This is a genomic window from Ekhidna sp., from assembly GCF_965221965.1.
In the GTDB taxonomy this organism is placed as follows: domain Bacteria; phylum Bacteroidota; class Bacteroidia; order Cytophagales; family Cyclobacteriaceae; genus Ekhidna.
In genome coordinates, this window is sequence record NZ_OZ244926.1 from 1589444 (window position 1) to 1601413 (window position 11970).

The window sequence follows — 11970 nt, forward strand, 5'->3', positions numbered from 1 at the left end:
ATTCTTGTGCAAAAGTACGATCCTTCAAACGATCAGGTTAGTAACATTGGTTACGTTTTTATATTTGATTGCAATGTCACTTTCTTATATGGGTCTTTGGCGTTTGTTAATGCATTCTCCAAGGCCTCACTAAGGCTTAGAAATAAGTTCTGTTTTCCTATCCGTTTGGTTAGACCTGTTTGCTTCATGGTGTCCCTCACGGGTCCGATAACATCACAAAGAACCAACCTCACTCCTTTCAGGTTCAATTCGTCCAACAGGGTTTGCAGTCCATCAGCAGCGGTGGCGTCCAAATGGCTGACAGGACCAGCATCGATGATGATCTCTTGGGTTCCTGGTTCCTCTATGAGCGTATTCAAAATATAGTCTTTGATCTCCTGAATATTGATAAAACTAAGCGGGGCATCTATACGAATAATGACCAATCCCTCCCACGTTTCAAGATTGGAGAAACGGGTGATATTTCTAAATTCATGATGCCCTTTAATCCGGCCAAGTCTGGCTATGTGTGGATATGCAGCCCGATAAAGGAAGAGCAAGATGGAAAGAATAATTCCCGTAACAATACCAATAACCATCCCAATATTGAGCGTAACTAAAAAGGTAAATAGAAGCACGAGAAACTCTTTTCTACTTTCATTCCACAACTTTTTGGCGTAGGTCCAGTCAAATAAATTGCTGACAGCTACCATGATAATGGCAGCCAGAATTGCATGTGGTAAGTAATAAAAGAGTGAGGTAAGGAATATGAGCGTTAGTGCTACAATTATTGCGCTCACGATAGAAGCAAGAGGTGTATTGGCTCCTGCCTGGTGATTAACTGCGGTACGTGAGAACCCGCCCGTTACAGGATATGCCTGAAAAAGTGATCCGATCAGGTTTGCCGCTCCCAATCCTATCAATTCCTGATTTGGAATGACTTTATGGTCTTTCCGCTTAGCTTCCACCGCTTTGGCAATGGAAAAAGCTTCCATGAAGGCAATTACAGATATAGTAAATGCGAGAGGCAGCACTTGCCCCAACTGGTCCAGTGAAAATACAGGTAGCTGTGGTGCTGGCAGTCCTTGAGGAATGTCTTGCACAATGCTAACACCATCAATATTTAATTGTAAAAAATATACAATTATAGTTCCGATAGCAACTGTTATCAATGCTCCTGGAATATTTTTGTTAATGGATTTAATCCCTTTAATTAACAGAATGGCTAGTATTCCTATGATGAGTGTTGGCAGGTGTGTTTCGTCCAATTTTTGGATACTATTGATAACAACTTCATAAAATCGATTGCTCTTTGATATGTCTGTACCTAAGAGATATTTAAGTTGATTGAAGCCGATGATTAATGCTGCAGCTGAGGTGAAGCCGCTGATGACCGGCTTGGAAAGGAGGTTTGTAATGAAGCCGAGGCGAAAGGTGCCCAATAGCAGTTGGAATGCTCCCATGAAGAATGCCACAAGAATGGCATAGGCTATATACGAATCAGTTCCTTCCGCTGCTAATACAGAGACACCAGCAGCAACCAATAATGAATCCATGGCCACAGGACCAACAGATAGCTGTCTGGACGTACCTAACAGCGCATAAATGATTTGCGGAACAATCGAAGCGTACAAACCATAAACCGGGGGTAATCCTGCGATTAAAGCATATGCCATTCCTTGGGGAATAAGCATCACTCCGACGGTAAGCCCTGCAAATAGGTCGCCATTCAGGTCACTTCTTTTATAATTAGGTAACCATTGCAGAATTGGAAATACCTTTCGGATTTGATTCATATCGGATCACAAAAATAGCAGGCCTCAAGATAGCTGGTTGTAGCCTTTGTTACCTAGAAGGCCTATAAAATTTCAATCTTATTTCTGTGTTGTTCTATTTTCCCGTCTTGCTCCAGTTTCTTTAAAACTCTGGATATAACCACCCTTGATGTACCTAGCTCATCCGCGATTTCCTTATGAGTTTTGTGGATTTCATAGGACTGAGTGGCTTGCTTCGTGTCGAGCAAGTACTTAATTACCCGATCCTCAAGGTTTGTGAAAACCAAACTATCAATGGTTTCCATGAGTTCGTCAAAGCGTGTTTGGTAGGATGAAAAGACAAATGATCGAAAGGATGGATACTTTGTGATCCATTGGTTTAGAAAAGTGTTAGGAACCATCCAGATGACTGAGTCTTCTTCCGCAATGACCTTTATTGGTGACTGCTTGTTTTCAAGGCAACAAGTGATCGACATGGCACAGGTCTCTCCTTTCTCAAGGTAGTACAGCAGCACTTCTTTTCCGCTTGGTTCTTTTCTATAGACCTTAAGAATGCCTTCCAGAACAAATGGTATATTTTTTTCGGTTTGAGAAGCGTCAATAACTGATTCACCAACCCGTACCCTTTTTTTATAGCCGACTGCTTTTATTTCTTCCAACAGTGCAGGCTCAAATCCTAAAGACTCTAGCATTTCTATCATAACTATTTAAACAAAAAAGCCGATCGAATGATCGGCTCCATACAAATACTTATTCTGAAATCAATTTCCTTGCAGGGCATCAATTTCGTCCTGAAGTTTATTGTACTTTTCCTTCTTGCCCAAGCTATTGTAGATATAGGCTAGTGTTTCAAGTACAGTTTGATCTGAGCTATTCAGGGAATAGAGCTTTTCCCAAATTGGGAGCGCTTTTTCCAACTTAAGATTAATTTTCCCAGTCAATTCTTTGCTCTTCGCTTTTTCTTTGTATGAGAGTGCATTTCGTTCTTTTATCAACTCATTTGCCTCGTTGAATACAGCAACCCCCTTGTTAAAACTGGAATTATAGTGATCCGGATCAATCTCCAGTGCTTTATCGTAGCTTGCCATTGCTCCCTCCTTATCACCTAGTTCTTCCTTAAGTACACCAAGGCTGAAATGCAAGTCAGCATTTTGTGGATCGGCTTCAATTGCTTTTTCCAAACCAGCTTTTGCTTCTTCTGTTTTTTCCAGTTGGATTAAAAGGTTGATTTCAAATTTAGCAAAATCTATATCGTTAGGGTAGACTTCTTTTCCTTTTCTAATAATGTCCAGCCCGTCCTCAAAACGTTCTTCTTTTGCTGCATAATTATAAAGCTGCAAGAATACGGTCTTATCTTTTACTCCAGCTTCATAAGCATTCATGAAGTTGGTTTTTGCACGCTCATCGTCACCTGCTGCAGCTGAAGCATATGCAGCATTTAAAACGGCGTTAGTATCACTCGGATTGATGTAGAAAGCAGTTTCAAAGTTATCGGCTGCAGAGCTAAAATTTTCAGCGTTGTAACTTGCAATTGCTTCGTTGTAGTAATACGCATACCAACCTTGTTTTTTGGTATCTATGTTTTCAACGCCAGCACCGGTAAATGCAGATACTTTCTTTTGCTCGGGATCTAGTTCAAGCGCCTTATCGAAAGCTTTCATTGCTTCTTCCAACGCACCGGGTTCGTTACTAGCGGTATCGAGGGTTGCATAGATTTGACCTCTGTAATACCATGTTTCGGGATCATCTTTGGTCTTTTCATGCTCAATAGCTGCATCAATGATAGCTTTAGCTTCTGCAAGGTCACCATCTTGCATAGCTGATAGAGCCTTGTTGATTTTTGGCTTTTTTTGCGAATATCCGGCAATACAAAAAGCCGCTAACAATAATGTTAAAAAAGTTCTCATTATTCGATTTTTAGTTTATTCGTTATCGTTTTTATTTTCATTCTCCTGGTTTGAAGCTTCGTCCTCTTCCGCTTCGTCATTCCCAATATTGGAAATTTTCTCCACTGCAGAAATCTTATCTTCATCATTCAGTTTTATTAGTCGAACACCCTGAGTGGCTCTTCCCATTACTCTCAGGTTGTCTACTGACATCCGAATGGCTATTCCAGATCGATTGATAATCATTAATTCATCCCCATCAATTACGTCCTTTATCGCTACAAGTGCGCCAGTCTTATCAGTAACATTCAGCGTTTTTACTCCCTTACCACCACGTTTAGTGATTCTGTAATCTTCCAGGTCTGATCGCTTACCATATCCCTTTTCAGATACTACAAGTAGGTTCGGAGGGTTTTTATAGTCTACACAAACCATACCAACTACAAACTCCTTATCTGTAATATTCATCCCTCGCACTCCGGAAGCCATTCTTCCCATGGATCTAACATCAGATTCGTGGAAGTTGATGGCGCGACCGGTATTACAAGCAATAACGATATGATTATCCCCATCAGTCAGACGCACATTTAAAAGCTTGTCATCTTCTCTTATGGTGATTGCGTTGATTCCGTTTCTCCTTGGTCTACTATAAGCTTCCAATGACGTTTTCTTAATGACTCCTCGCTGCGTACACATCACCAGGAAGTTGTTATTGATATAATCAGGATCTTCCAGAGTCTTCACATTAATGACAGATCTTACTCTATCCTCTGATTCAATATTAATCAGGTTCTGAATTGGCCTTCCTTTAGAGGTTTTACTACCTTCCGGTAGCTCCCAAACCTTGATCCAAAATACTTTACCGAACTCAGTGAATATCAGTAGATAATTATGAGCGGAAGCTATAAATAAATGCTCAGTGAAATCATCATCTTTGGACTTAGCTGCACGGCTGCCTACACCCCCTCTACCTTGTGTTCTGTACTCTACAAGAGGTGTGCGTTTGATATAGCCTTGATGTGAAATGGTTATAACCATATCCTCATCCGGAATCATATCTTCTGCTGTGAACTCATCCGCGCTATGTTCGATATCTGATCTTCTCTCATCACCATAGCGTTCTTTCATCTCCAGCAACTCATCTTTGATGATTTGCATCCGTTTTCCCTCATCAGCAAGTATCTCTTTAAGCTCTTTGATAAGTGCCTGAATCTCTTCGTACTCTTTCTGGATTTTATCTCTTTCCAGACCTGTGAGACGTTGAAGTCTCATGTCCAGAATGGCTTTGGCCTGAATCTCAGAAAGGCTGAATTTTTCAATCAAACCATCTCTCGCTTCATCCGGATCTTTAGATGCTCGAATCAAATTGATCACCTCATCCAGATTATCCAACGCAATAAGATAGCCTTCAAGGATGTGAGCCCTTTTCTCCGCCTCATCCAGTTCATACTCTGTTCTTCGAACGACTACTTCATGTCGGTGGTCAACGAAATGAACAATTAAGTCTTTGAGATTTAGTGTCTTAGGTCTTCCTTTTACAAGCGCTACGTTATTAACACTGAATGAAGACTGTAGAGCTGTTTGCTTGTAGAGATTGTTAAGAACAATGTTTGGAATGGAGTCTTTCTTGAGATCATAAACCACCCTCATTCCCTGCTTATCCGATTCATCTCTGATATCAGCGATACCTTCAATTTTCTTTTCATTGATCAAGGCAGCTGTTTTTTCAATCATGCTTGCCTTATTCACCTGATATGGGATCTCAGTGACGATGATTTGCTCTCTCCCAGTGCTGGTGGTTTCGAATTCGGCTTTCGCTCTCAGAACCACTCTTCCTCTTCCGGTTTCAAACGCTGCTCTGACACCCTGATAACCATAAATTGTGGCTCCCGTTGGGAAATCCGGTGCAGTGATGTGCTGCATAAGTTCTTCAATGGTGATATCTCTATTGTCTATGTATGCAATCGTGCCATTTACGACCTCTGTGAGGTTGTGTGGGGCCATATTGGTGGCCATACCTACTGCAATACCGCTTGCACCATTTACCAATAGATTTGGAATCTTAGCTGGAAGTACGCTTGGCTCTTCTGTGCTGTCGTCGTAGTTTGGAACATAATCAACCGTATTCTTGCGAATATCAGCTAATAGTTCCTCTGAAATTCTTCTCAAACGAGCCTCAGTATACCTCATGGCTGCTGGTGAATCACCATCTACAGAACCGAAGTTTCCCTGACCGTCCACGAGTGGATATCTCATAGACCAATCCTGAGCCATTCGCACCATGGTGTCATATACTGCAGTGTCTCCATGCGGGTGATACTTACCCAGTACATCCCCGACGATTCTTGCACACTTTTTATAAGACTTGTTGTAGTTTACCCCCAACTCGTCCATCCCATACAGGATCCTTCTGTGTACGGGTTTTAAACCATCTCGTACGTCCGGAAGTGCTCTTGAAATGATTACGCTCATCGAATAATCGATGTAGGCGCCACGCATTTCTTCTTCAATATTTATTGGGATGATATTCTCTTCGAATGAGGATGAATTACCGATATCTCCGTCTGCCATTTATGCTTATTTGGGTTAGCCAAAAATCAACCCGCAATTTAGCGAATTTCTAGCTGAAATCATCGGATTCTGGCAAACAGAATTTGCTTGTTATGGCTGATAAAACGCTTAGTTATTTTTTGTCTTTAGCTTTTTAATGGCCTTCCTTCTTTTTGGCCACATTCTACGGTTATTTTCCCCCACTTTTGGATTTTGTCGCTTCCAGATCGGCTGTCCTCTAACCTCCATTTTTTGGCCCGTTACCGGGTTCCGATATACATGTTTTAGCTGTACATGATCACTCTTCATAGGTGAGCGTGGGATATCAGGAATATTGATGCTAATGCCAGCCTGAATGAAAAAAGTGGGATAATTATGTTTGACAGTAGCTCCGTCAGGAAGATTGACGGTATAGGATTTGAAATCCACACCCGGACGGATAATTATCCGGAAGTATTCGGACCAGTTATTTTCAATGCTTACACCAAAATTTGTGTAGATACCTCTTGAGATAGCTCCACTATTGAATTGTTTGCCGGCGGTGATGCGACCGACCTGAAGTTCAGCCACAAAATCATAGCTCCAAAATGAATAGAACTTATACCCTACCATTCCGAATAGCCTAGAATACCTTGTTCTGGACGTATTTGGTTCGTAATCGCGCACCTCATCGGCGTATGCAGTAGGTTTTAACCTTCTTAGAAAGTGAAACTCATAGCTATATCCGGCCCCAACCCTGAACTTATCAAAATTGTAATGAATCATTAAAGTGATGGGAATTCCACGCGAACCGCCTTTAAAACCGAAATCTGTCGTATCGGTGTTTACCAAAAAAGTCTGATCACCAAGAGCGGGATTATTCACAGGATTCGACAAAAAACCAAAGGGGGGATCAAACGGATTTTCCAAAGAAGTCTGAAAACCAGGCTGTGGGTCATTCAGCCAATCTGTATAGCCGGAAAAAGTACTGCCAAGGTTTTCTATATCATTTGAAAAAATGAATTGATTTTCGGCATCCTGATAAAAATAAACTCCACTTAATTCATGTGAGTAACTTGTGATTCCTATTCCTGTGGTAGCAGTGATGCTAAACTTGTTTAGGAATACTTTGACCGGATTGCGATAGATATCATACTTCTCATAAATATCTTGAGAGAAGCCTTGCAAGGATGAAAGAGCTAGAAGGCTGAGTATTCCATATCGTTTGATAGCGGCGAGCAAATCATTTCAAAATTAATGGATTAATCAACACGGGTTATCTCAAATATTAATGATTGATACGGAGGTATGGTACTAACATAGTCAGGAATGATGCCATCCTCGATTAAATCATTGGTTATAAATCCAGGAATCACCAACGCACTTTCCCGGTAACCTTGCGACGAGGGAATCAAAAAGAGTGCCTGTTCCCCTGTTTGCATGAGCGAAACTCCAAATTCAAATGCTGAGAGCAATTCTCTTGGCTCGTTAGATCCAAAGACCCATTCAAAACCAGAATCACTTCCAAATGAAGAGTCATCCAAAAATCTACCGGTATAATCAACAATGATCGTATCCCCGTTTGTAGGCAATGCGCCAGTTCCTGCCCTGAGTCGCTTGTAGATAATTCCCGAAGAAGAAAATAGCTCCGTAGAGTCAATAGGATTGAGCTCAAGACTATCAAGGTAATTGTCATCAATATATTGCTGAATGTCTACGCTTTCCTGAGCAAATAAATCAGTTTCATTATGAACCCCAACCAGCTCTATTTGAAGGTGTGCGATCAAATTGGGATTTATCGCTCCCGATGTAAGATCCTGATAGGCCTGTTCCGGAGGTAAGATGAAATTGTAGGTCTCTCCTACACGCATCACAGATATTATAGCATCTATTCCAACAGGATAGATGGCAGATGCACCCACTTTGAAAATAAGCGAATCGCCGTTTGCTCGTTGATGACTGGCAATCACATTTCCGTTCAGGTCACTAAGCGTATAATAAAAAGCTGCAACACTACCGGATGAAACGGATGCTCCTGATGGGTTTAGAATGTCTGAGTAATAGTAAATCCCCGTATCATTGTCTCTGGATGCAGAGATATTCATTGTATCCAGCCAGGCTTCAATATTATCATCAGCCGATGTAGAAACGGCATCATCACTTCCACAGGCCAGTAGAAGTAATCCCAGCAATCCTATAAGTATGTTTCTAATCACTACCACCAACAACGAATCAATTAGGTGTAGATTATTGGAAGGTCTTACAAAACATTTTAAAGACAGAAAGGTGATGAAGATCTAGCTTTTCACCAATCAAAACCAACTTTTCATACTCTGATTTCCCTATTCGATGGTTTTGGTTTATGATATCTTCATCATTTTCCAGAAAAAAACTGGCAATGAAACGAATAAGCAGGTAAGGAGAATGCAGGATTGCCTCGCGGTATTCATGATAATCCACATCCTGATTCTCATCAAAAGGCTTCAGGTTCATCCCATCAAGCCCACAAGTCACCTTGATAGTCATCTTTAGAAGATTGAAAAATTTGTCCTGCCAATTATCATAATTCTTTATAAGATATTTCATCGCATAAACAACAGGATCTTTTTTCATGAAATAGCCTCCTTTTGACAGCTTTCTCGCTTTCTTATTCAATGCCATTTCTTCAAATAATGTAATCTTTCCATCGGCCATTGCGATACCAATTGTAGGAGTCATTATGACAAGAGAGAAGAAATCATCATCACTTATTTCCAAATATGGTGCCTCTGCTTTTAGAAAATCTTTTTTTAAAACCTTAGTCGCCTCCAATACTTCTGGGTAAGCGATCATGGACTCAATTTCGTACTCGGTGAACATCTCAGGGTTGGTTATTATTAGACCTCAAAATAAAGCCTTTTAACTAAATAGGGAAAAGTCATTGTCTAAATATTCAAAGATTTATTTTCGCTGAAAACAGTAATGTATGACAGATAAAAATATTCAACTCGGTATCCAGGTTGTTCCACTAGACCGGGAAGGAAATGTCTATGAAAAAATTGATGCCGCTATCGATGTGATTCAGCAGTCCGGGGTGGAGTATATGATCACACCAATGGAAACGGTAATGCAAGGGTCATATGACAAATTGCAGCAGGTTGCAAGAGATGCACAGCAAGCTCTTATTGATGCAGGATGTACAGAGTTTTTAGTCAATATCAAGATGCACATCCGTACAGACCGGGACGTGACAATGGAAGAAAAAAGACTGGATCGATGATTTGCTACTTTGGTCATCATCGGTCAGGTTCAAGTTATATCAGATCTGTTTTAGAAGCCATTTGCGTTTACACAGGAAAATCTATTATAACATATCATACACTCGATAATAAACATATTGATCCGGGTTTTGATTTTGTCATAAGCTCAAATGCAAAAATGGAGCATTTGGATTTGCTGGATGTTCAAACTGGTTTTCATGTTATCAGAGATCCAAGGGATGTGGTTGTGTCGTCTTATTTTTCACATCTTCACAGTCATCCGACAAGTGAATGGACTGACCTTATTGAACATAGAAAAATACTTCAGGGCTTATCAAAAAAAGATGGACTTAAATTAGAAATAAGTTCCTGTCGTGCCGATCATTTTCAAAGCTTATATACCTGGGACTATACGAATCCTGTAATTTTAGAATTACGGTTTGAAGATTTAATTAATAGCCCAGCAAATACCTGGGATAGGATTATTGACCACTGTTTTGATTTGTCTACGGTGAAAGAGGAAGAGAGAAAAATGATAGACAAATTGATTGTTTGGTATAACAGGTTTATTTGGGCAGTTGCAAAGAGAACGAGCTCCGAATTTCAGCATTTTTTTATTAAGAAGTCATTGAATCAATTTGAGTCTGAAAAAGCCATAAGGAGTCGATCTTTTAAAAGAGTAACGAAAAGAAACCCGGGTGAAGAAAATGTATATCAGCATTATCGAAAAGGAGAAGTTGGTGATTGGAAGAATCACTTTGATGAACAGACAAAGACTTTTTTTAAGGAATACTGGGGGGGGCTTTTGATCAAACTGGGATATGAACAAAATATGGATTGGTAAGAAATGGACTCTGTTAGCATATTGATTCCTGTATACAATGGGGAATTTTATCTGGAAAGTTGCTTGAATTCTATATTTAATCAATCACATACCTCATTTGAAGTAATAGTTGTCGATGATGGATCCACTGATCGAAGCGGTGAAATTGTTCAATCATTTCAGGGTGTGAGATATTTCAAGACAAAAAATCAGGGTGTAGGAGCGGCACGAAACCTGGCCATTAGACATTCAAACCATCCACTTGTAGCCTTTATTGATCAGGATGATCTGTGGCCAACAAATAGCCTGATGAAACGCATTCAGTACTTAGCATCCACTCCTCATGCTAACCTGGTTATTGGTAAACAAAAATGGTTTTTAGATGGATTGAGCGAAGCTCCTGATTGGGTTCGAACCCATCAAATGGGCAAAGAACTTGACGGGTATTTGCTTGGGTGCACGTTGATTAAAAAAAAGCTTTTTAAAAAATACGGAGATTTCGATCCGACTTTTAGATTCGCTGGTGATTTTGATTGGTTTTTTAGATTGTTGGATAGCGATGAAATCATTCATCAAATTGAGGATGTTGTTCTTGAAAAACGAATTCATAAGAATAACGAAACTCACAAAGTTAAAGAGTCGCTGAAAGATCTATCACGAGCACTTTTTAGATCAATACAAAGAAAAAGAAATAAGTGAAAGCAAGCGACTATTATAGATATATGGAAACCAGGTTAGCCCCTGTTTTCAGAGACACTGGATATTCATGTAAGTACTATTCGATTGGTCCCCATACTTTTTGTTTTCATTTTTCTTCAGAAAGATTCATGCCTCTCTTCACCAGAGCATTTAGTCATCTTGAGTTATCGCCAGGCGATCAAGTCGATCACCACATTTATTTTGTTGAAGGAGAGTCATCTGAAGTCTCTTCTCTTGAGAGACCCTGGGTTGGTGAAAAACCTCATCATCTTGGTTTGATAGAATCATTCACAGAGGATCATGCATTTCTTTTAGAGCAGCCCGGGTCACTGGCCATTTATTGTCAAAACCGGAATGCTGGAAAAACTTACTATTGGATTGAAGATATTGACCAAATACCAGTGTGGGAATCTGATTTCCCATTACGGATGGTTTTCCACTGGTGGTTTAAAAACACGGGTCTTCAACCCACACATGCGGGAGCGGTAGGGATTGAAAATAAAGGTTTACTTCTAGTTGGAGCCGGAGGTTCGGGTAAATCAACTTCATGCCTGGCATGCATTAACTCACAGTTAAGGTTTGCTGGTGATGATTATGTATTATTGGATACTCAAAATCGGCAGGTATTCAGTTTGTTTTCTCTTAGCAAGGTAACTGATAAATCAATTGGACTCCTTGAAAATATTCATATTGATAGATCCACACTTGCAAAACCAATAGACGATAAATACAGGATCCATCTCTATCCTAATTATAAGGAAAGTTTGATAAGATCTTTTCCTGTTTTTGCTACGCTTGTTCCAAAAGTGGAAGGAGGGAGTAAAACGAGTATTGTTCCTTGCTCAAAAGGAGAAGCCATGAGAGCTATAGCACCTACTACGCTATTCCAACTGCCAGGATTAAGAGAGGAGTCATTTGCTAAGATTTCAAAATTTATAAGAACAACACCTACCTATACACTTAATCTTGGTCCGGATACATCAAATCTACCTACTCTCCTATCTTCATTTCTAGATAATTTCTAATTTAGTATTTCATTT

11 protein-coding genes are annotated in these 11970 nt (G+C 40.1%); 4 read left to right on the top strand and 7 right to left on the bottom strand.

Features of this window, described 5'->3' with window-relative positions:
* Nucleotides 1–50: 50 nt before the first annotated feature.
* The 7 genes from ACOQON_RS07765 to ACOQON_RS07795 all read right to left on the bottom strand — a co-directional run bounded on the left by ACOQON_RS07765 (nucleotide 51) and on the right by ACOQON_RS07795 (nucleotide 9028).
* Nucleotides 51–1775 carry a SulP family inorganic anion transporter gene (locus ACOQON_RS07765; protein WP_420578354.1) on the bottom strand — a complete coding sequence of 575 codons (1725 nt, stop codon included), beginning with the start codon at nucleotides 1773–1775 and terminating at the stop codon, nucleotides 51–53.
* 62 nt (nucleotides 1776–1837) lie between these two features.
* Nucleotides 1838–2446 (bottom strand): Crp/Fnr family transcriptional regulator, encoded by a 609-nt coding sequence (locus ACOQON_RS07770; RefSeq protein ID WP_420578355.1) that lies wholly within the window; start codon nucleotides 2444–2446, stop codon nucleotides 1838–1840.
* A 69-nt stretch (nucleotides 2447–2515) separates the two neighbouring features.
* On the bottom strand, nucleotides 2516–3661 hold the full coding sequence (locus ACOQON_RS07775; protein WP_420578356.1) for a tetratricopeptide repeat protein: 1146 nt from the start codon (nucleotides 3659–3661) through the stop codon (nucleotides 2516–2518).
* A 15-nt stretch (nucleotides 3662–3676) separates the two neighbouring features.
* Entirely contained in the window at nucleotides 3677–6211 is a 2535-nt protein-coding gene (gene gyrA, locus ACOQON_RS07780; RefSeq protein WP_420578357.1) for a DNA gyrase subunit A, read from the bottom strand.
* Between the two features lie 108 nt (nucleotides 6212–6319).
* A complete protein-coding gene (locus ACOQON_RS07785; RefSeq protein ID WP_420578358.1) occupies nucleotides 6320–7411 on the bottom strand; it encodes a hypothetical protein in 1092 nt (363 codons plus the stop codon).
* A 20-nt stretch (nucleotides 7412–7431) separates the two neighbouring features.
* Nucleotides 7432–8385, bottom strand: a complete 954-nt coding sequence (locus ACOQON_RS07790; protein WP_420578359.1) for an FKBP-type peptidyl-prolyl cis-trans isomerase — start codon at nucleotides 8383–8385, stop codon at nucleotides 7432–7434.
* 31 nt (nucleotides 8386–8416) lie between these two features.
* Nucleotides 8417–9028, bottom strand: coding sequence for a hypothetical protein (locus tag ACOQON_RS07795; RefSeq protein WP_420578360.1), 612 nt, complete (start codon nucleotides 9026–9028; stop codon nucleotides 8417–8419).
* Between the two features lie 106 nt (nucleotides 9029–9134).
* On the opposite strand from ACOQON_RS07795, the gene ACOQON_RS07800 reads away from it, so the two are divergent.
* The 4 genes from ACOQON_RS07800 to ACOQON_RS07815 all read left to right on the top strand — a co-directional run bounded on the left by ACOQON_RS07800 (nucleotide 9135) and on the right by ACOQON_RS07815 (nucleotide 11955).
* Nucleotides 9135–9428, top strand: a complete 294-nt coding sequence (locus tag ACOQON_RS07800) for a thiamine-binding protein (RefSeq protein ID WP_420578361.1) — start codon at nucleotides 9135–9137, stop codon at nucleotides 9426–9428.
* Nucleotides 9425–10252 carry a hypothetical protein gene (locus tag ACOQON_RS07805; protein ID WP_420578362.1) on the top strand — a complete coding sequence of 276 codons (828 nt, stop codon included), beginning with the start codon at nucleotides 9425–9427 and terminating at the stop codon, nucleotides 10250–10252. Before ACOQON_RS07800 ends, ACOQON_RS07805 begins: the two co-directional genes overlap by 4 nt.
* Nucleotides 10253–10315: 63 nt before the next feature.
* Entirely contained in the window at nucleotides 10316–10930 is a 615-nt protein-coding gene (locus ACOQON_RS07810; protein ID WP_420578363.1) for a glycosyltransferase family A protein, read from the top strand.
* A gap of 128 nt (nucleotides 10931–11058) precedes the next feature.
* The gene (locus ACOQON_RS07815) at nucleotides 11059–11955 is read left to right on the top strand and encodes a hypothetical protein (protein ID WP_420578364.1); all 897 of its coding nucleotides are present in this window, start codon (nucleotides 11059–11061) and stop codon (nucleotides 11953–11955) included.
* Nucleotides 11956–11970 lie beyond the last annotated feature (15 nt).

Coding starts and splice junctions, on each gene's coding strand:
- ACOQON_RS07765 (WP_420578354.1), bottom strand. CDS start 1,775: ATGAATCAAATCCGAAAGGTATTTCCAATTCTGCAATGGTTACCTAAT.
- ACOQON_RS07770 (WP_420578355.1), bottom strand. CDS start 2,446: ATGCTAGAGTCTTTAGGATTTGAGCCTGCACTGTTGGAAGAAATAAAA.
- ACOQON_RS07775 (WP_420578356.1), bottom strand. CDS start 3,661: ATGAGAACTTTTTTAACATTATTGTTAGCGGCTTTTTGTATTGCCGGA.
- gyrA (WP_420578357.1), bottom strand. CDS start 6,211: ATGGCAGACGGAGATATCGGTAATTCATCCTCATTCGAAGAGAATATC.
- ACOQON_RS07795 (WP_420578360.1), bottom strand. CDS start 9,028: ATGTTCACCGAGTACGAAATTGAGTCCATGATCGCTTACCCAGAAGTA.
- ACOQON_RS07800 (WP_420578361.1), top strand. CDS start 9,135: ATGACAGATAAAAATATTCAACTCGGTATCCAGGTTGTTCCACTAGAC.
- ACOQON_RS07805 (WP_420578362.1), top strand. CDS start 9,425: ATGATTTGCTACTTTGGTCATCATCGGTCAGGTTCAAGTTATATCAGA.
- ACOQON_RS07815 (WP_420578364.1), top strand. CDS start 11,059: ATGCCTCTCTTCACCAGAGCATTTAGTCATCTTGAGTTATCGCCAGGC.